Origin of the sequence: Lentzea albidocapillata subsp. violacea (assembly GCF_900100275.1) — a bacterium.
GTDB classification, from domain to species: Bacteria; Actinomycetota; Actinomycetes; order Mycobacteriales; family Pseudonocardiaceae; genus Lentzea; species Lentzea violacea.
Genome location: NZ_FNET01000004.1, coordinates 259477 through 279727, shown reverse-complemented (window position 1 = coordinate 279727; position 20251 = coordinate 259477). Strand labels below are relative to the sequence as shown.

General features: G+C 70.3%; 14 protein-coding genes. 3 read left to right on the top strand and 11 right to left on the bottom strand.

Translation table 11 applies throughout. From position 1 onward, the window contains the following. Positions 1-63 precede the first annotated feature (63 nt). Positions 64-1422, top strand: coding sequence for a Pup--protein ligase (gene pafA, locus BLR21_RS11735; protein WP_090005855.1), 1359 nt, complete (start codon positions 64-66; stop codon positions 1420-1422). Positions 1423-1473: 51 nt separating this feature from the next. Here pafA and BLR21_RS11730 read toward each other — a convergent pair whose 3' ends face one another. From BLR21_RS11730 to BLR21_RS11680, 11 genes are all read right to left on the bottom strand, one after another. Then, entirely contained in the window at positions 1474-2484 is a 1011-nt protein-coding gene (locus tag BLR21_RS11730) for a methyltransferase (protein WP_090005854.1), read from the bottom strand. Position 2485: 1 nt separating this feature from the next. Beyond that, positions 2486-5278 (bottom strand): cytochrome P450, encoded by a 2793-nt coding sequence (locus BLR21_RS44395; RefSeq protein ID WP_090005853.1) that lies wholly within the window; start codon positions 5276-5278, stop codon positions 2486-2488. Positions 5279-5341: 63 nt separating this feature from the next. After that, a complete protein-coding gene (locus BLR21_RS11720) occupies positions 5342-6175 on the bottom strand; it encodes an SAM-dependent methyltransferase (RefSeq protein WP_218130853.1) in 834 nt (277 codons plus the stop codon). A 41-nt stretch (positions 6176-6216) separates the two neighbouring features. Then, positions 6217-6834, bottom strand: coding sequence for a dTDP-4-dehydrorhamnose 3,5-epimerase family protein (locus BLR21_RS11715; protein WP_090005852.1), 618 nt, complete (start codon positions 6832-6834; stop codon positions 6217-6219). A 16-nt stretch (positions 6835-6850) separates the two neighbouring features. Continuing rightward, positions 6851-7960: a DegT/DnrJ/EryC1/StrS family aminotransferase gene (locus BLR21_RS11710; protein WP_090005851.1), complete on the bottom strand. Its 1110-nt coding sequence runs from the start codon at positions 7958-7960 to the stop codon at positions 6851-6853. Continuing rightward, entirely contained in the window at positions 7957-8919 is a 963-nt protein-coding gene (locus tag BLR21_RS11705; RefSeq protein WP_090005850.1) for an NAD-dependent epimerase/dehydratase family protein, read from the bottom strand. Before BLR21_RS11705 ends, BLR21_RS11710 begins: the two co-directional genes overlap by 4 nt. Position 8920: 1 nt before the next feature. Further along, positions 8921-10342: an NDP-hexose 2,3-dehydratase family protein gene (locus BLR21_RS11700; RefSeq protein ID WP_176929595.1), complete on the bottom strand. Its 1422-nt coding sequence runs from the start codon at positions 10340-10342 to the stop codon at positions 8921-8923. A 12-nt stretch (positions 10343-10354) separates the two neighbouring features. After that, the gene (locus BLR21_RS11695; protein WP_090005849.1) at positions 10355-11164 is read right to left on the bottom strand and encodes an SAM-dependent methyltransferase; all 810 of its coding nucleotides are present in this window, start codon (positions 11162-11164) and stop codon (positions 10355-10357) included. Continuing rightward, positions 11161-12372, bottom strand: coding sequence for a cytochrome P450 (locus BLR21_RS11690; RefSeq protein ID WP_090005848.1), 1212 nt, complete (start codon positions 12370-12372; stop codon positions 11161-11163). The genes BLR21_RS11695 and BLR21_RS11690 overlap by 4 nt, the downstream gene beginning before the upstream one ends. A 1-nt stretch (position 12373) precedes the next feature. Next, entirely contained in the window at positions 12374-15451 is a 3078-nt protein-coding gene (locus BLR21_RS11685) for a ferritin-like domain-containing protein (protein WP_090005847.1), read from the bottom strand. Then, the gene (locus BLR21_RS11680) at positions 15448-17040 is read right to left on the bottom strand and encodes a flavin monoamine oxidase family protein (RefSeq protein WP_090005846.1); all 1593 of its coding nucleotides are present in this window, start codon (positions 17038-17040) and stop codon (positions 15448-15450) included. The genes BLR21_RS11685 and BLR21_RS11680 overlap by 4 nt, the downstream gene beginning before the upstream one ends. 192 nt (positions 17041-17232) lie before the next feature. On the opposite strand from BLR21_RS11680, the gene BLR21_RS11675 reads away from it, so the two are divergent. Together BLR21_RS11675 and BLR21_RS11670 are read left to right on the top strand one after the other, a co-directional pair. Then, positions 17233-18534 carry a glycosyltransferase gene (locus tag BLR21_RS11675; protein ID WP_090005845.1) on the top strand — a complete coding sequence of 434 codons (1302 nt, stop codon included), beginning with the start codon at positions 17233-17235 and terminating at the stop codon, positions 18532-18534. 71 nt (positions 18535-18605) lie between these two features. Then, complete coding sequence (locus tag BLR21_RS11670; protein ID WP_218130850.1) at positions 18606-19754, top strand: cytochrome P450; 1149 nt, start codon at positions 18606-18608, stop codon at positions 19752-19754. Positions 19755-20251: the final 497 nt, after the last annotated feature.

Here is a 20251-nt window from a genome sequence, read left to right as displayed (position 1 = left end):
GCAACCGGCGTGCCGCCCGAACGGATCACCCTGCTCCGCCTGAGAGTCGCCTACTGTTGAGGCATGCAGCGGCGGATCTTCGGCATTGAGACAGAATTCGGGGTGACCTGCACCTTCCACGGGCAGCGTCGTCTGTCCCCGGACGAGGTCGCGCGGTACTTGTTCCGCCGCGTCGTCTCGTGGGGGCGTTCTTCCAACGTCTTCTTGCGCAACGGCTCCCGGCTCTACCTCGACGTCGGCTCCCACCCGGAGTACGCGACGGCCGAGTGCGACGACCTGGCCCAGCTCGTCACGCACGACAAGGCCGGTGAGCGGATCCTGGAGGACCTGCTCGTCGACGCCGAGCGCAGGCTCGCCGACGAGGGCATCGGCGGGGACATCTTCCTGTTCAAGAACAACACCGACTCGGCGGGCAACTCCTACGGCTGCCACGAGAACTACCTGGTCGCACGGGCCGGCGAGTTCTCCCGCATCGCGGACGTGCTGCTGCCGTTCCTGGTGACCCGCCAGCTCATCTGCGGCGCCGGCAAGGTGCTGCAGACTCCGCGCGGCGCCGTGTACTGCCTCTCGCAGCGCGCCGAGCACATCTGGGAGGGCGTGTCGTCCGCGACGACGCGGTCCCGCCCGATCATCAACACCCGCGACGAGCCGCACGCCGACGCCGAGCGCTACCGGCGCCTGCACGTCATCGTCGGCGACTCGAACATGTCCGAGGTGACGACGCTGCTGAAGGTCGGCAGCGCGAACCTGGTGCTGGAGATGATCGAGCAGGGCGTCCAGTTCCGCGACTTCTCCCTGGACAACCCGATCCGCGCCATCCGCGAGATCTCCCACGACCTCACCGGCCGCCGCACGGTCCGCCTCGCGGGCGGCAAGGAGGCCTCCGCGCTCGACATCCAGCGCGAGTACTTCGAGAAGGCCGTCGAGCACACCGCGAAGCGCTCGCCGGACCCGATGGCGGAGCGCGTCCTCGAAATCTGGGGCCGCACGCTCGACGCCGTCGAGTCGCAGGACCTCACCAAGATCGACCGCGAGATCGACTGGGCCATCAAGAACCGCCTGATGAACCGGTACATGGAAAAGCACAACATGGACCTGTCCAACCCGCGCATCGCCCAGCTCGACCTCGCCTACCACGACATCCGCCGCGGCCGTGGCGTGTTCGACCTGCTGCAGCGCAAGGGCCAGGTCGAGCGGGTGACCGACGACGGCGAGATCGAGGCCGCCAAGGACACCCCACCGCAGACCACGCGCGCCAAGCTGCGCGGTGACTTCATCGCCGCCGCGCAGGCCGCCGGTCGCGACTTCACCGTCGACTGGGTGCACCTGAAGCTGAACGACCAGGCGCAGCGCACGGTGCTGTGCAAGGACCCGTTCCGGGCCGTGGACGAGCGCGTGGAGCGCCTCATCTCCTCGCTCTGACCGAACGACGAGGGGCGCGCTCCGGTCTGGAGCGCGCCCCTCGTGTCGTCGCTAGCGTGCGACGGCCTCGAACAGGTGCAGCGACTCGGTCGCCGTCGAGCCGCGGTACTCGAGCCCCGCCCGGTCGAACAGGCCCGCGTACTCGGCCTCGGTGCGTTCCTGGCTGCCGAACAGCACGAACATCCCCATGTCCGCCATCGCGGTGTACGCGTCGGGTGTGCCGGACTTCTCCAGGAGCACCTCGACCACGACGATCCGGGAACCCGGCTTCGCCGCGCGGGCACAGGACTCCAGGATGCGGACGCAGTCCTCGTCGCCCCAGTTGTGCAGGATGAACCGCAGCAGGTACAGGTCCGCGCCCTCGGGAACGGCGGCCAGCGCGTCCCCGGCCACGGTCTCGCAGCGCGAGGCGAGCGGGTCGCTGACCAGCTCCGGCAGGGCGTCGGCGACGACCCCCTCGACGTCGAACAGCACACCCCGCAGCTCTGGTGCGGCCCGCAGGACGTCGCGCAGCAGCCCGCCGCGGCCACCGCCGACGTCGACCACCAGGCCCGTGGCTGGCAGGCCCAGTGCCGCGACGACGTCGCCGTTGTCCTCTTCGGTGGCGTTGTTCATGGCCTGGTGGAAGCTCGCGGCCTGCTCTGGGTCGTGTTCGCTGATGTAGCTGTAGAAGTCGGTGCCGTGCACCACCGCGAACGGGCTGCGGCCTTCCTTCGCGGCGGCGGCGAGGCTGCTCCACGCCTGCCACGTGGCGTCGGACTTCAGGTCCTGGGCGAGGATGCGGCCCACCGGGTGCGTGGAGCACATCGTCCGGGAGAGCGCGGTGTGCGCGTACCGGCCGTCCTCGGTCAGGGTGAAGACGCCGAAGCTCGCCAGTGCCGCCAGCAGCCTGCCGAGCACGCCGGGGTCGGTGCCCGTGCGGACGGCCAGATCCGCCACGGAGAGCGCCTCGTCCTCCAGCGTGTCGGCCAGGTCGAGCACCACCGCCGCGCGCAGCAGGTGTGCCGCGCGCAGGTGCACCAGCATCTGGCTCACCGAGTCGTCCGGTCCTTCGTGGTTCATCTCAGTCCTCCTGGGCAGGCGACAGCACGACGGGCAGGGCGCTGATGCGGCGGATGATCCAGTCGGACTCCCACCGCACCTCGTTCGTCGTGCTCAGGCGGGCGTGCGGGAAGCGGGTGAGGAACGTGCCGAGGGCGATCCGTGCCTCCAGCCGGGCCAGCGGCGCGCCGAGGCAGAGGTGCCGGCCGAGGCCGAAGCTCACGTTGTCGCCCCCGGTGCCGGGCACGAACTCGTCCCCGGCGGTGCGGTGCGGGCAGCGGTTGGCCGCGGCGAGGTTCACCTGCACCGGCGCGCCCTTCGGGATCAGGTAGCCACCGAGTTCGACGTCCTCGGTGGCGAACCGCCACGTCGCGTGCGGCAGCGGCGGCTGCACGCGCAGGGTCTCCTCGACCCAGTCGCCGAGTTCGGCGTCGGTGCGGGGGCGTTCGCCGGGCGGGCGGCGCAGGGCCTCGTGGATCGACGAGGCGATCAGGCTGGCGGTGGACTCGTAGCCCGCCATGATCAGGCCTGTCGTCCACGTGACGACCTCGTTGAGGCTGACCGCGTCCTCGGCCTGCGCCGCCAGCAGGTCCGTGACGAACCCCTGTTCCAGCACGTTTCCCTCGGCGGCCCACTGCGCGACCGTGCCGGCGAGCCCACCCACCCCGGCGGCACGCTCGTCCTGGTCCTGCGAGTAGATGATGTTGTCGGTGACCTCGCGCAGCGCGGGCCTCAGGTGCGGTGGCACGCCGATCAGCTCGCTGAAGAAGCCCAGCGGCAGCGCGAAGGTGAAGCGGTCGACGAGGTTCACCTCGTCCTGCTCCGACGTGAGGTCGTCCAGCAGCCCCTCGGCGAGCTTCGTGATCCGCTCACCCCACTCGCCGAGCTTGCGGGGCGTGAAGAACTTCGCGTGCAGGCGCCGGATCCGGGTGTGCTCCGCGCCCTCGCTCATCACCATGGCCTTGGCGACCTCGGCGCGTGGCTGGGCACCGAGCATCGCGCCGGGGATCCGCATCCACTCCGGTGCGAGCGCCATGTCCTTGCTGAGCCGGGAGTCCAGCAGCGCGGTGCGGGCGAGGTCCGGGTCGCACACCACCCAGTTCGTGCCACCGAAGTAGTCGACGGTGACGATCGGCGCGACCTGGCCCGCCGCGAGCACGGCGGGCAGCGAGTCGACGGAGGCCGGGGTCGTGGGCATCTCGGCCCGGGGTGCCTGCAACGCGGCTCCGCGCACCGTGTCGGCCAGATTCGCCGGGTCGTCCGGCAGCGCGTCACCCCGCCACGCCACGTGGCCGTCCGGGCGAACCAGGACGAAGGCGCGGTCGTAGAGCTTGGCCAGCTCGTCGTTGTCGCTGTGGCGCACGCTCAGCGGCACACCGCGTTCGGCGAACGCGGCCTCGAAGAGCGGAAGCCGTTCGTCGTCACCGAAGCGGAGCAGGACGAAGCCCGGACCGAAGAGGTCCAAAGTGGACGTCGTGGCGTCCCACCAGGCGTGCGCCGCTCGCCTGCCCGGTTCGCCACCGGGCCGCCAGGCCGCGTCCGGGACGGTGATCGCGGGGGACTGGCCGGGGTCGTCGACGATCACCGACGACCGGTAGCGGAGTCCGAAGTGGATTTCCGGGGCGTCGAACTCGCGGTGCGCGCCGCTCGACGCGAGCCGTTCGGACATGGCCTTGCGGGCTTGTTCGCCGTCAGGGCCGTCGATGTCCTGCGGCACCTCGCGGTCCATCGTGCGCCGCAGGTTCGTGTTGGCCTCGTTCAGGCTCGCCTCGGCGATCGGCCGGCGTTCGGCCTCGTAGCTGTCGAGTAGGCGCGGCCCCGCCCAGCCGCCGAGCGTGGCGGCGATCTTCCAGCCCAGGTCCGCCGCGTCGGCGATGCCGGTGTTGAGGCCGAAGCCGCCGGAGGGGGACAGGGTGTGCGCGGCGTCGCCCGCGAGGAACACGCGGCCGTGCCGGTAGCGGTCGGCGACGCGGTGGGTCAGGTGCCAGTCGCCGTCGCTCAGCACCTCGAACGGCGTCTCGAACGCGATCGCGTCCCGGATGAGGGACTGCGCCTCGGCCCGTTCGGCGTGCTCGTCCTCGACGCCGACGACCATGTTGAACAGCGCGTCGCCGTCCAGTGAGCGCAACGGGAAGCGCAGCACGGGTGAGCGGACGAGGAAGTGCACCAGAGCGGTGCTGTCGCCGAGGCGGGCGCGCAGTTCGGGGGCGCGGAACAGGATGTTGCGGAAGATCTGGGGCTGGAAGCGCGCGGGGGAGCCGATGCCGCACGCCTGCCGGATCGGGGACGCCGCGCCGTCGCACGCGACCAGGTACCGGGCCTGGACCTCGGTCTTCGCGCCGGTGTCCAGATCGGTGAGCACGGCGTGCACGTGGTCGTCGTTCTGCGTCACGTCGCTGAGCGAGGTCCGCAGCCGCAACGGTGCGCCGGTCGCCTGCGCCAGCACGGGGTTGAGCCAGTGCGCCGGGCAGATCTGGTCGGGTTCGGGGGTGTGCTGGAACACCGGCCGGTCGGCGGCGGTGCCCCGGCGGTAGCGGTGCAGCTCGTACCCGCCGATCTTGGTGACCCAGGCGATGTCCAGCGGGTGGTCGGACGGCCAGCCCGCGTTCCGGATCGCGTCCGCGAGTCCCCAGCGGCGGAACAGTTCCATCGACCGGGGGCCGATCGTGCTCACCTTGGGGTGCCGGACCTCGCCGTCACCGGCCTCGGCGACCACGCAGCCGATCCCCCGGTACGTCAGGTCGATCGCCAGCGCCATTCCGACCGGACCGCCACCCGCGATCAGCACGTCGGTCCGCTCTGTCTTGCCCGTCATCGCGTGCGCGCCCTTCGTCGGAGAGGCAGGGCGACCCAGGGTCGCCCTGCCGCGTCAGTGCTTTCAGGGATGGACCGCGACGGCCAGCAGGCAGCCGAAGTCGTCCGCGCCGGACAGGTCACCCGGCTTGAAGGCGTCGTCGGAGAACTCGAAGTTGCCCTCGTCCATCGCCACGGGACGTTCCTCGAAGCCACCGAGCTTCTCGATCTCGTCGGCCAGGCGCAGCGTGCTCTGCTCGGTGATGTCGTCGATGCTGTGCAGGCGCAGGCCCGCGCGGTGCAGCATCGGCACGTAGTCGTCGATGTCGGCCGTGGTGCACATGAGGTCGCGGCAGAACTTGTCGATGCCGGGGCTGCGGACCTCCTTGCGCGGGTAGCGGTCGAAGATGTCGGTCAGCACCACCCGGCCGCCGGGCTTGAGGACGCGGAAGATCTCGCGGAACACCTGGTCGCGGTCGGGCATGTGGCAGATCGACTCCAGCGCCATCACCGCGTCGAACGAGCCGTCCTGGAACGGCAGGTCCAGCGCGTCGGCGTGCTCGAAGACCGCCCTGGCGGCGAGACCCGTCTCGGCGGCGAGCTTGTTCGCGGTCTTGACCTGTTCCGCGCTGATGCTGACGCCCGTCACCCGCGCGCCGGTCCGGCCCGCCAGCCGCAGGCCCGGGCCGCCCACCCCGCAGCCCAGGTCGAGGACGTGCGAGGACGCGCCGACGCCGAGCTTCTCGATGAACACGTCGGTGAGCCGGTCCATCGCCTCGTCGATCGTGGCGGTGGAGTCCGGCGAGTCCCAGTAACCGATGTGCACGTTGGTGTTGAAGCTGCCGTCGCGCATCGCGCTCAGGGTCAGCTTGTCGTAGAGCGCACCGACGTCTTGCGGCTGGGGCAGAGTCTGGGTCATGGCGAGCTTCTCCTGATGGGTGAACGAGTTCGGTCTGGAGGTCAGAGGGAGACGACGGCCTGCGTCAGTTCCTGTTCGATCTGCCGGCAGAGCTCGTAGCCGGGCAGCAGACCCTGTTCCTTCGCCTGGGCGAGGGTGATCGCGACACCGTCCCTTTCGGACAGAATCGGCGGGACGTCCTTCGGCACGGGCAGACCGAGGGCCGGGTCGAGAACGTCGAGGGCGAGTTCGTGCTCCGCGACGTAGGTGCCGGAGATCATGTACGACATCACGGTGTTGTCTTCGAGAGCGATGAACGCGTGCCCGACGCCGACCGGGAAGTACAGGGTGCGGTGGTGGTTCTGGTCCATCAGCACGGAGTCCCACCGGCCGAACGTCGGCGAGCCGACGCGGATGTCGACCACGATGTCGATGGCCGACCCGGCCGCGCAGTAGACGTACTTGGCGCAGCCCGGCGGAGCGGTGGTGTAGTGGATGCCCCTGACCACACCGCGGGCGGACACGCTGTGGTTCGTCTGCCTCACCGGGAAGAGCGGCGCACCGTGCGCGTCGGCGAACGCCGCTTCCTGGAACGGGGAGAGGAACCTGCCCCGGTCGTCACCGAACACCTGCGGGGTGAACTCCAGCGCGCCTTCCACTGCGAGCGTGCGGACTTTCATGTGAGCTCCTGCGATCTCAGAGCGTGGCCAGGACCTGGCGCAGCGCGTGGATGACCTTGTCCTGCAGGTCGGGCGACAGCGAGGGGTACATCGGCAGCGAGAAGATCTCGCCCGCCAGTGCCTCGGTGACGGGCAACGAGCCGGTGCGCTCCGCGAGGTGGGCGAAACCGCTCATCGTGTGCACGGGCCAGGGATAGCTGATGTTCAGGTGGATGTCGTACGACTTGAGGCGCTCGATGATGTCGTCACGCCGCGGATGCCTTGCGACGTAGACGTAGTACACGTGGTCGTTGCCCTCGTTGGTCTTGGGCAGGAGGAGATCGGTGTCTCCGAGGCCTTCCTCGTACCGTTGCGCCACAGCCCTTCGCGCGGCGACGTAGGTGTCGAGCCGGGTCAGCTTGCGCCGCAGGATCTCCGCCTGGACCTCGTCGAGGCGGCTGTTGTGCGCCGGGGTCTGGACCGTGTAGTAGATCTTGTCCATGCCGTAGTAGCGCAGCCGGCGCAGCTGGGCGGCGACGTTGTCATGCGGGGTGATCACCGCGCCGCCGTCGCCGTACGCGCCGAGGACCTTGGTGGGGTAGAAGGAGAACGCCGCCACGTCACCGGTCGAGCCGGCGATCCTGCCGTGCTGACGGGCACCGTGCGCCTGCGCGCAGTCCTCCAGCACGCTCAGACCGTGCTTGTCCGCGATCGCCCGGATTGCCGTCATGTCCACGCACTGCCCGTAGAGGTGCACCGGCACCAGGCAACGCGTGCGGTCGGTGATCTTCGCTTCGATCTGCGTGGTGTCCATGAGGAAGTCCTCCTCGCGGACGTCGACGAACACCGGCGTGGCACCCGCGTTGTCGATCGCGATGACGGTCGGCGCCGCGGTGTTCGACACCGTGATCACCTCGTCGCCCGGCTGGACGCCCAGCGCCTGCAGCCCGAGCGTGATCGCGTTCGTGCCGTTGTCGACACCGACGCAGTGCCCGACGCCGTGGTAGGTGGCGAACTCCTCCTCGAACCCGCGCACGCTCTCCCCGAGCACGAGCTGCCCGGAGTCGAACACCTTCTCGACGGCGTCGAGGATGTCGAGCCGTTCGTTCTGGTATTCGAGGAGGTAGTCCCAAACACGCGTGGTCATGGGCGAGCCTTTCGGGCGAGTGCGGCGATGGTTCGGTGGATCCCTTCCCCCAGCGGGATCTCCGGGCGCCAGCCGGTGACGGCCCGGAACGCGGAGGAGTCGATGGTCACGCTGCGGAAGTCGGTCACGGGGGCGTGCGAGGGGGCCTGGACCGAGGTCACCTCGACCGGCGGCGCCCCGGTGTGCTCGGACGTGATGGCGGAGATGAGCCGGAACACGTCGCCGAGCGCGTCACCGCGGCCCGCCCCGAGCAGCCAATGCCTGCCGGACAACGGATCGGGGCGGGCGAGTGCCGCGGCGAACGCGGCGGCGATGTCGTCGACGTGCACCAGATCGCGGCGCACGGTGCCGTCGTGCCACATCGTGAGCGGCTGCCCGTCGAGCGCCCTGGCCGCCATCGCGGACACGACACCGCGGTCGTGACCACCGCCCGGCGTGCTCTCGCCGAACACGGTGGGCAGCCGCAGGCTGATGCCCCGCACCCGGCCGGCGGCCGTCGCCCGCTCCAGCAGCACTTCGGCGCGCAGCTTCTGCCGGTCGTACGCGGTCTCGGGCCTGTCCGGTTCGCTGCCGTCGAGCGGTTCCCGTTGCGGCACACCGACCTGCGACGCCGCGCCGCCGTAGACGACCACCGGGCGAACGCCGTCGTCGCGGCCCAGCACGTCGAGCAGGTCCTGCATGACACCGACGTTCACGCGCTCGGCGGAGCCCTCCTCGGCGGCGCGCCAGCCACCGTCGCCGAGCAGCAGGTAGACGACCGCGTCCGAGCCCTCGACCGCGTGCGCGAGTTCGGCGCGGTCGGTGAGGTCGGCGGTCACCACCTCGACCTCGGCCGGGCCGGGCGGTACCTCGGCCGGTTTGCGGGCCACGGCCCGAAGGCGGATTTCCCGGCGTGCCAGGGTTTTCAGCACCGCCGAGCCGATGAAGCCCGTCGCGCCGAGCACAGTGATCCTCTTCATCTCACACCAGTCCCCGTGGCCAGGCGGAGGCGGCGTTCATGCACGCCAGCAGCGTGCGCGCCTCCACGTTGAGGTAGTGGCCGTGCCGTGCCAGCGTGGTCAGCTGCGCGGGCGTGGCCCAGACGAAGCCGCGAGGCGGCTCGGACGGCACCAGCGAGGGATCGGCCTCGACGGTGAGGTAGCGGCACCGGGTGTTCAGGAACCGGCCGCCCTCCTCTGAATGCACTGCGTCGTAACGGATGCGGGAGCGCTCGGCCCGCAGCACCACGTCGAGGAACGGCGGCCGGTCGTCGGCGGGGAGGTGCTCGTAGTTGCGCGGCGTGCACTGCACGGTGGGCGCGAGCTCGACGGTGTCGAGGAAACCTCCGTCGGCACGGGCGTGCACCAGCACGTGCTGGACGCCGCCGAAGTCGCGCACCAGGAACGCGGAGACACCCATGTCGACCGACTCCAGCAGCGGCTGGGTCCAGCTGATCCGCTCCCGGTTGCTGCCGTGCACGGCGACCGCCACGACCTTGAAGTACCGGCCGTCCTCGTGCTCGACGGCGTCGGGTCCGCGCTTCCAGCCCTCCACGGACGCCAGCGGGATGCGCGTGGTCCGCACGTCGTGGCGCGCCCGTTCGCCGGTGAACCACGACAGCAGCTGGACGTCGGAGTGCAGCGCGCCGGGATTCGGGTCGTAGTAAGGAAGACAGGACAGCACGCTGCGCGCGTTCATGTTCACCGTCTCGTCCTCGTGCAGCAGCTCCGCGATCTGCCCGAGGGTGAGCCAGCGGAAGTCGTCGTCCTCGGCGATCTCCGCGGAGGTCTCGACGATCATGTTGCGGTTGGACTTGCGGAAGAACCACGACCCCTGCTCGGCCTGCAGGACGTCGACGACGACCTGGTCGCGGTCGAGGTCGGCGAAGTGCTCCAGCAGCTTCACGCTGGAGCCGCCGTGCGCCCCGGTGTAGTTGCTGCGGGTCGCCTGGACGGTGGGGGACAGCTGCACCAGGTTGGGATTGCCCGGCTCCATCTTGGCCTGCATCAGGAAGTGCAGGACGCCGTCGATCTCCTTGCACAGAATGCCCAGGATCCCGACTTCGGGCTGCTTGATGACGGGCTGCTGCCATTCGCGGTACGGGCCGTCGCCGTGCGGGCCGTCGTGCTCCACCACGTGCAGGCCCTCGATCGCGAAGAACCGGCCGCTCGCGTGCACGAGATCACCGGTGGACCTCACGAAGTGCCACTGGTCGAGGTCGGCGAACGGGACGCGTTCGACCTGCAGAACGTTGGCCTGGCGGCGTTGCGCGAGCCAGGCGCGCACGTCCGAGGTGCGCATGTGCGCGCCCTGCCGGGTAGCGGCGGACAGGGCGATGCGGTGCAGGTGGCCGGCGTTTCCGCGAGCGCGCAGGGTGGCGGGCTCGCTCAGCTGGGCAGTCATGGCGGAGCCCTTCTACGGCCGTCGGGCGGTGATCAGGACGTAGCCACTGCTCGGGTTCTCCCCGAACGCCGCCATGAGCTCCGCGGCCGTGATGATGTCCGCGGCCGCGAAGGGTGGTGCCGAGTCGGCGATCCGGCGGAACGCGGCGGCCGCCTGCTCGTAGCTCGGCCGCACGTTCTCGCCGATGTCGAGCAGCTCCAGCAGGTCCCACCCGGCCTTCTGCAGACTCGCCCGGTGTTCCTGCTCGGAGTTGATCCCGGCGATCTCGAGCGTGCGGATCATCCCGGCCAGCACCGCCTCGCCCGCGCCGGTGAAGGGTTCGCGCTGGCACAGGTCCGCCACGACCAGCCGTCCACCGGGACGGACGAAACGGCGCAGCCGCGCCAAGGCCGACGCCTGGTCCGGCAGGTGCAGCAACGACTCGATCGCGAAGACGGCGTCGAACGTGCCGAGGTCGCCGGGCAGGGAGGCGGCGTCGGCGAGCCGGAACGTGACACGGTCCGAGCCCGCCGCGAGTTCGGTCGCGCGGTCCACCTCCTGCTGCGACACCGTGATCCCGGTGACGTGCACGTCGTGGGTCCCGGCGATGCGCATGGCCGGGAAACCGTTGCCGCAGCCCACGTCGAGGACCCGGTCGCCGGGGCGCAGGGCGAGGCGTTCGCCGACCAGGTCGGTGAGCCGGTCGGTCGCTGCGGCCATCGGCACGTGCTCGGCGCCCGAGTCCCAGTAGCCCGCGTGGATGTTGCCGCCCAGGGCCTCCGTCGTGCCGGCCTGCGCGAACTGGTCGTACTTGCCGCCGACGGCGTCGGTCTGCGATGTCACGGGTGCGTCCCTTCCAAGCTGTCGGTCAGGTCGAGCAGGAGTCGTGCCGGGCCGTGGAAGACCATGTCGGCGGCGTACTCGACGTGGTGGGCCGCTCGTTCCCAGCCGGGCAGGCCGTCCAGCAGCGCGCGCAGGCCGATCTCCAGCTCGGCGCGGGCCAGCGTCGCGCCGAGGCAGTAGTGGATGCCGATGCCGAACGCGAGTTGCCGTTCCGCCGGCCGGTGCACGTCCACGACGTCCGGCCGGGAGAAGCGGGAGGGGTCCCTGTTCGCCGAGCCGAGCAACGCGATCACGCGGCTGTCGGCGGGGATGGAGATGCCGCCGACGACGGTGTCCTCGCGGGCCCAGCGCGTCACCGCCTGCACCGGCGGGTCGTAACGCAGCAGTTCCTCCACGGCGGTCGGCACCAGGTCCGGGTAGTCGCGCAGGTCGGCGATCAGCTCCGGGTGGGCGCGCAGGACCAGTGCCGCCTTGGCCAGCGAGTTGGTCGTGGTCTCGTGTCCTGCCGTCAGCAGGTGGACGCAGGTGCCGACGATGCGTTCCGTGCTCAGCGGGATGCCGAGCATCAACGCGATCAGGTCGTCCGCGCCTGGCTGCCGTCGCTCCGCCTGGTCGCGGAAGTAGTCGGTGAGTTCCCGCGCGGCGTCCTCCGCGTCGACGTGCCTCGACTCGCCGGTCCGGGTGGTGCTGGCGCCCTGCAACGCCACGGCCAGGTCACGCAGCCGTTGGTGGTCCTGGGCGGGAACACCGAGGAGCTCGCAGATCACCATGATCGGGAACGGCGCCGCGAAGCCCTCGACCAGGTCGGCCCGGCCCCCGAGCCGTGACAGCAACTCCCCGGCGATGCGGGCGATGCGCGGCCGCAACGCGGTGACCACCCCGGCCGAGAACTCCTTCTGCAGCGACGACCGCAGCCGCGTGTGCTCGGGCGGGTCGAGGAAGACGAGCCAGTTCTCCACGACCGAGCGCAGGGTGACGAACTCCGGCGGCACCGGCAGGGACAGCGGCACACCGTCCTCAGTGGAGCTTGCCACGCGGCCGAAGTTGCGGTCGGACAGCACTTTCACCACGTCGTCGTAGCCGAAGACGTAGAACGCGTCCGCGCCCTCGTGGACGGACCGGACCTCGCGGTAGCGCCGGTACACCGGGTACGGGTCGGAGATGTCCTCGGCGGACCAGCCCTGGAGGCTGAACCGGGGCAGCGTCATGTCACAGCCCTCCGGCCTGTGCGCGGAAGTGGTCCGCCCAGAACGTGCTCAGCTCGCCGACTCGCGCGGGCACGAGGGCGCACTTGGCGCACTGGGCCGCGATGTCGTCCAGCCGCAACGCGATCGACCGCCGGGCCACGTCCGGCCGTGAGATCGCGGCGGGCACGTCGGGGAGTTCGAACGAGGGCCCGGCCGTCGTGCCGCGCCGCCCGGACGGGAGCGTCACCAGCAGTTCGGCCAGCGGGCGCATCAGCCCCGCCATGATGTCGATGGCCGCGTTCATCAGGTCGGACCGGCGCAGGCTCGCGTCCGGGCGTTCGCCGAAGTGCTGGGCCATCAGCTGCAGGGCCATGAAGTACGACTCGTTGAAGATCTGCATGACCGTGCGGGCGTCCGGGTCCGTCACCGTCTCGACGGCGGGGCTCGCGGGGTTCAACGACGGGTTGCGGGCCACCGGGTACGCGGGGTTCCACAGCTCGCCGTGCGGGCCCGTCACCGGTGCCTTGCGCAGCAGTTCACCGATCAGCAGGAACGACGTGTAGTGCGAGTCCTCGACGGCGTCCTCGTCGAGCACCCCACCCTCGCCCTGCTCGGTGATCACGTCGATCGCGTACAGGGCGCTCGGGAGGTCGTCGACCTCCAGCTGGTAGTCGGGGTGCTCGTGGTTGATCGACTCCCGCAGGAACAGGTGGTGCTCGCCGCCGCCCCTGCCCTGGTCGACCAGGAACAGGTCCGGGATCTGTTGCAGGGCCTCACGGATGTCCGCGTACAGCTCGCTCAGCGAGGCGTAGCCGTGTTCCTGTCGCTGTGCCTGAGGCTCACCGTCGCGCGGCCGCACGTCACTGACCTGGTGCTCGGGCTTCTCGATCTGGGTGAAGCGCTCGACGCTGCCCAGGCCCAGCCGTTCCAGCGCGAAGTCCAGCGGCACCGGCAGTGCGTGGTTGATGGTGCCGAAGTCGACCCGCGGCACGTGGAACGGTTCGCCCAGCGCCATGATGATGTTGTTGACCAGCAGGAAGTGGATCATCTCCTCGCGGGCGATGCCGAGCAGCATGCTCCGGATGCCCTCGTCGAGGGTCTCCCCGCCGTCACCGCAGGCGAGCTGCAACTGATCGGGTGTCCACAGGCCGAGCCGCACGTACTCCGCTCCGGCGCCGTAGGTGGGCACGGAGTAGGCCGCGTAGAGGTACTGCAGCATGACGGCCAGCTCGATCAGCGCCGCCTCGCGCAGGATCTCGACCAACCGGCCGCGCGTGGCGATCCGGTTGCGGCTCGGCACGGTCGTCTCGGCCGGCAGCAGCAGGTGGCCGGGAGCCTGCTGGTTGCGGAGGAACTTCAGCAGCAGCCGCGACTTCGCTTCGGAGAGGTCGCGCGTCGGCGGCATGTAGTAGGTCTTCGACTTGTTCTGCGGATCGCACATCTGCCAGATCAGCTTGGCGTAGGTCTCGGTGCGGCTGCGGTTCGCGAGGCTGAAGACCTCCTTGTCCATGAAGGAGAAGAGGTGTTCGTAGTAGGCGAACACCTCGCGGTAGACCAGGTCGTAGTCGGCCTGCTCCACGTCTTCGAGGTGCCAGTCGTCCGGCAGCACCCGCACGCTCAGGTACCCGGCACCGGACCAGAAACCGAGCTTGTCGTCGTTGTCGTAGTCGAGCGCGGCGGGCTCGGGCACGGCCGTCAGCAGCACCCGTGCGGTGCCGGCCGCCTTGCCGCGCAGGGTGAACCAGCCGTGCCCGCGGTCATCGGTCTCGAGCACGTCGGTGTCCAGCGAGACGACGGCGCCGACCGGCCCACGGGGACGGGCCGCCGGGTTGGCGAACTGCCGGACCGCGATGTCGCGCACCGGGGCGGGGCGGCCCCGGACGAACGACCGCACCGCCACCTCGACGTCGTGCTCGGCGTCGTCGGCGCTCCGGGGGTGCTCCACGAACACGCTCGCGTCGTCGACCTGGAGGTTGATCTCCTGCTCCCGCAGGAGGAGCACGCCGTCCGAGGCGACGATCCGCAGCGCGTCACCCGCGGTGTCCTCTTCGGACAGCAGACCGGGAACCGTGACCACGCCGGAGGTCACCGCCGCGTCCTCGGTGTACGCCGTGGCCGGGATGCGGGCCACCAGCCGGTCGTCGCGGACCGTGCGCAGTTCGAGGTCACGAGCCGCGGCCGCCGGTACGGGCGCCGTGATCATGTTCAGCGTGACCTGGCCCGGCGAGGTCGCGACGGTGAGGTTGCCCAGTCGGTTGCGGGTGCCGCGATCCGGCACGAGCAGCCGTCCGGCCGGGTACGTGCGCAGCTCGCCGGGCCGCCACGGCGCGATCGTGCCGTGCAGCCGCCACTGGGAGGGTTGGTCCGGTGCCTGGGGAGCGGACTGGCCGTCGAGGGCGAACTGCACGACGAGACCACCGGTCCCGGCCTCGCGGAGCAGCCGCGCGACCGGCGACACGTCCGCCTCGTCCAGCCAGCGCAGGTCGTCGTCGGTCACGACGAACTGGTGCACCACCGAGCGGCCGAGTTGCCAGTGGCCGCAGCCACGTCCGGTGGCGTGCCAGCGCGGCGGCGAGAAGCCTTTGACCGCACCGGTCGCCATGTACCCGACGTCGTGCGACCGCCCCTCGCGGCCGAAGCCCACCTGGCCGACCATGAGGGTCGTCGTCCAGTCCGAGGCGGGGTCCACGTCGAAGATCCGCGCCCGGTTGACCGTGGTCGCCAGGTACTCGTTGTAGTGGCCCCAGAAATCGACGGCCCTGCCCACCACCGGATCCTCGATGCCGGGCCGGCCCGCGACGAGTTCGGTGCTGACGACCCGCGCGTTGATCGAGAAGTGCCCGTTGCCGGCGAAGTCACGGCCCTTGGCGGCGCTGAACGGCCCGTCGGGCGTCTCGCGGCCCGCGCTGTCGTACCGGGGCCCCGTCTCGTCGAGGTGGGCGTGGTACTCGGCGGGCGGGCGGTGGACCGGGAACGGTTCGCCGTCCGCTGTCAGGGCGGTATTCGTGGCCAGGTCGGCCAGGCCGTTGCGCGGTCCCGTCGGCAGGCGCGTGGAGGCGGTACCGCGGAAGTGCAGCCTGGGCAGGTCGAAGACGCTCATGCGGACTTCTCCGTGTGCGTGAGCCGGCGCGCGGGGAACGCCACGCCCGTCCGTCGTTCGCACCACTCGATCTCGTGCGCCGCGTCGATCGCCGACTCGATCGCGCCCTCGATCCACGCGGGCTTCGACGAGCAGTGCTCCCCGGCGAAGAAGAGCCCCTTCTGCGGCCTCGTCGCCTCGCGGCGCTGCGCCTCCCGCAGCGCGGAGTCCTGTTCCCAGCGGATCGTCGCGGCGCCGAGAGACCAGCGGTGCTCGCCCCAGGCCTTCGTGGCGACGCCGAGAACCATGCCGGGGCGGCGCAGTTCGGGGTGCATGACGCCGAGTTCCCTGGTGATGAGCGTGATTCGCTCCTGCTCGGTGAGCTCGCTCAACGCGTCGGCGTCCGGGCCGATGCTGTAGCTGGCGAGCATCACCGCGCCGTGCGCCGGATCGCCGTCGACGGGCGGGTAGTAGGTCTGCCGCACGTGCCCGCCGGTGAACGAGCCGCCGCCCCGGATGCCGTCCTCGTGCCAGAACGCCTCGCGGCAGTGGAAGGCGACCTTCGTGGCAGGCCAGTACTTCGTCTCGTGGATGATGTCGAGCTTCTCGTCGTCGAACCCGCTGAGACGCATGCCTCGCAGCACCGTGAACGGCACCGTGCACACCACGTAGTCACAGGTCCTGGTGAAGGACCTGCTGCCCTGCCTCAGGTTCAGGACCACGTCCCGGTCGCGGACCTCGATCCCGGTGACCTCCTGCCCGAGGGTGATCCTGCCGAGCAGGCGGGTCGCGAGGCTGCGGGGGATCAGGTCCATGCCGTCGCGCAGCCGCACGATGTCGGAGCTGGTCTCGTCGAGCACGTCGTCGAGGAAGCGCTCCAGGTGCGGCGGCACCAGCGAACGGATGCGCGGGTTGCCCGCGTAGAAGGCGTGCAGGTCGATCATGGTGCCGTTGTGGCCGCGGCGGTACGGCGTCAGGTCGACCTGCTCGACCAGGTCGAGCAGACCGGTGCCGATCTCGCCGTGCATGCCGTTGTAGAACTGGCGCGGCGCGATGGCCCTGATGGTCGCGTCCAGCCAGGCACCGAACAGCAGGGTGCCGTCGCGGTACCGCCCCGCGGGCACCCCGGAGGCGAAGTCGCTGACGAGCACGTCGTGTGCGTCGCGCACGCGCAGATAGCCGGACGAGCTGGGCAGATAGGCCGCGTCGTCGGAGAAGATCGTGTGGAACGGCAGCACCTGGTCCCGCAGGCCGAGTTCCGCGATGTAGTGCAGGGTCAGGCGGTGTGCGGAAGGAATGCGCATCGCACCGAGCTCGGCGAACGGCCCGGCCTCGCCCTCGCCCGTGAAGCGGTGGGTGTGGACGCGCCCGCCGATCCTGTCGCCGGCCTCGACGATCTCCACCTCGTGGCCGAGACGCTCCAGCTCGTAAGCCGCCACGAGCCCGGCGACACCCGCGCCGATGACGGTGACGTTCTTCCTCTCACCGATGGCGTCGAGCCCGTTGACCTCTTGCAGCGTTGTCACCGCGGACTTCCCTTCCGGTGCGCTAGCGGCGGGCGGGGAATTCGATCTGGCGCCATTGTTGGGGCGGCGGCGGTGCGCCCGTATCCCCCGACAGAGCCGGTCGTGAACGGGCTCGCGGGTGTGTGAGCGGTATCAAGACGGATGGAAGCCGACCGGCCCCTGCGCAAGTGCGCGGGGTTTGTCTTGACACGCCGGACAGCGCCGTGAACAGGCGATGCTGACGCGAGCCGCTCAGCGGCCACCCCGGAGCAGCCGCTGGAGGCGACGTTGACCCGAGTGCTGATCGCGACGACACCGGCCCCAGGACATGTGGTCAGCCTGTTCGAGATAGCCACGGAACTGACGCGCCGCGGTCACGAGGTGCGCTGGTACACCGGAGAGGTCTTCCGGGAGCAGGTCGAACGGACCGGGGCGCGCTTCGAACCGATGACGGAGGGACTCGACTTCGGCGGCAGGAGCCGGGAGGAGGCGTTTCCCGGGCACGCCGGACTGGCCGGGCTCAAGAGCTTCAAGGTCGGCGTCCGCGACATCTTCTACCGCACCGCTCCCGGCCAGCTCGCGGACATCCTGGCGTTGCTGCAACGGTTTCCCGCCGACCGAATCCTCGCCGACGACATGTGTTACGGCGCCTGCTTCGCCAGCGAGAAGACGGGAATTCCGCTGGTGTGGCTGGCGAACTCCATCTACATCCTGGGCAGCCGCGACACCGGGCCGCTCGGCATGGGCCTGGGGCCGAGCACGAACCCGTGGAACCGCCTGCGCAACGCCGCGCTGAGGTTCGCCGGCGACCAGGTGTCCATGCGGGACCTGCGCGCGGAAGCCGACCGCGTGCGCGCGCAGGTCGGGCTGCCCCGGTTGAGGACGAGGGCGATGGAGAACATCTCCCGCTACCCCGACCTGTACCTGGTCGGATCCGTGGCGTCGTTCGAGTTCCCGCGCCGCGACCTGGCGCCGGGCACCCACTTCATCGGCGGCCTGTTCGGCGTGCCACCGAAGAACTTCGACCCGCCGTCGTGGTGGGACGAGCTGTCGGAGGACCGGCCCGTCGTCCTGATCACGCAGGGCACCACCGCCAACGACGTCGAACGCATGCTGGTGCCCGCCGTGTGCGCTCTCGCCGACGAGGACGTCCTCGTCGTGCTGACCACCGGCGGCAAACTGGACGTAGAACGGCTGCTTCCATTGCCGCGCAACGTCCGGATGGAACGGTTCGTGCCGTACCACCACCTGCTTCCGCACGTGGACGTGATGATGACCAACGGCGGCTACAACGGGGTCAACGCCGCTCTCGCGCACGGGGTGCCGCTGGTCGTCGTTCCCGCCACGGAGGAAAACCCCGACGTGGCAGCGAGAGTCGAGTACGCCGGCGTCGGCGTGGTCGTGAAACCCCGTGCTGTCACCGAGTCCAGCCTGCGCGCCGCCGTCACCACCGTGCGGACCGACGAGCGCTATCGGCGTCGCGCCGCCGAGATCGCGGTGGACCTCAACAGCAGCGACGCGCCGAAGCGGGCCGCCGACCTGATCGAGTCCGCTGTCGTTTTCCAGGACCAGATTCCCACCGGAGGTATCGCACGTTGAACGGGACGACGAAGACGTGGCCGCAGGCCCCCGAGACGACCATGCCCATCGACCCTGGTCCTTTCGACTGCATGCCCGAGCTGCTTGCCGCCGCGCGGGTGGCCCCGGTCGTACGGATCCCCTACCTCGGGCAGCACGCGTGGGTGGTGTGCGACCGGGAGCTCGTCAAGGTCGCGCTCGCGCATCCGAAGATGGGCAAGGACATCACCCTCGTACCGGACTTCATGAAGCAGCCGGGCCTGATGGTGGGCTCCCAGCCGCCACCGGAGTACGCGCGGGCCATGATCATGAGTGACGGGGAGGACCACGCGCGGATCAGGCGGCTGCACGCGCCCGTGCTGAGCCCGCGCAACACCGAGAGGTGGGGCGAACGCGTCAGCGTGAAGGTCGAGGGCTTCCTCGACGAGCTCGAACAGCGCGGTGTCCTCGGGGACAACGAGGTCAACGTCGTGACCGACTACACCCACAAGATCCCGCTGGCGTTCATCTCGGAGATGCTGGGCCTGCCCGACGAGGCGGAACGGCAGCTGCGCAGCATCACCGACGTGATGCTCTACTCGTCGGACTACGAGGCCAGGACCCTTGCGGTGCGGGCGTTGTACGGGGCGGTCGAGGGCTGGGTGGCCGACCCGGCGCCGCTGCGCGACGGCGTCATCACCGGGCTGCTGGCCTCCTCCAACGGCATCGACGCCGCCGTGACGGAGGGCGAGGTGATCGTGTGGACGCTGGGCATGATCATCACGGGCTACGAGACGACGGGCAGCCTGATCTCGGCGTCCCTCTTCGAGGCGTTGCGGCGCCCGGTGGAGGAGCGGCCGAAGACCGACGACGAGATCAAGTCGTGGATCGAGGAGGCGCTGCGCGTGCACCCGCCGTTCCCGCACCCGACCTGGCGCTTCCCGCTGGAGGACATCGAGCTCGGCGGCTACCTGATCCCCAAGGGCGCCCCCGTGCAGGTCAGCATCGCCGCGGCCAACCGGGAACCGGGGGAGGGGGCGGACAGCTTCGACTCCGCGCGGGGCGGCCACGGGCACCTCTCGTTCGGCCTGGGCATGCACTACTGCATCGGCGCGTCGCTGGTGCGCCTGGAAGCCCAGATCGCGGTGAGCGGGTTCCTGCGCCGTTTCCCGCAGGCTCGGCTGAGCACGGCCACGCCGTTCGAGTGGGAGTCCGAGTGGATGATCCGCCGGATGAGCGTGCTGCCGGCGACCCTGCGCTGACGGAGGCCGGCGGGCCGGTCGCAGGACCGGTCCGCCGGGGAGAACGCCGAACTCGTTGCGGCGTCACGGTGATGGCGGGACTGATCCGCCCGGCTGCAAACGTTTGTTTCGCGCAGGTGGTCCAACGAGCCGGCCGCTGCCCGGCCGGACATTTCACAACTCGCCCCCCGTGTGAACGGGCGCGGCCTTCGAATTTTCGCCGATGGGACCGGCGCGCCGCGTCTCGAATGGGGCCCACTTCGGCCCCGTCCCATGGGAGCGCTCTCCCCGGATTCCGATCGCGACGGCCCCGCGTGCTCCCGGTGATCAGGACGTGATCGTGCTGGTCACGATTGTCGGCATCACCCGATGGCAGCAGTGGAATTCCACGCGGTGATTGCAGCGGATCGCGCAGGAGCATTGAAGAACGCTCCTGTGCGCGGTCCGCCAGGGGTGTTGACATGGTGGGTGAGGTCGCGCGAGTCTCCCAGCGGACGAGGTGGGAGGTTTTCGGGGTG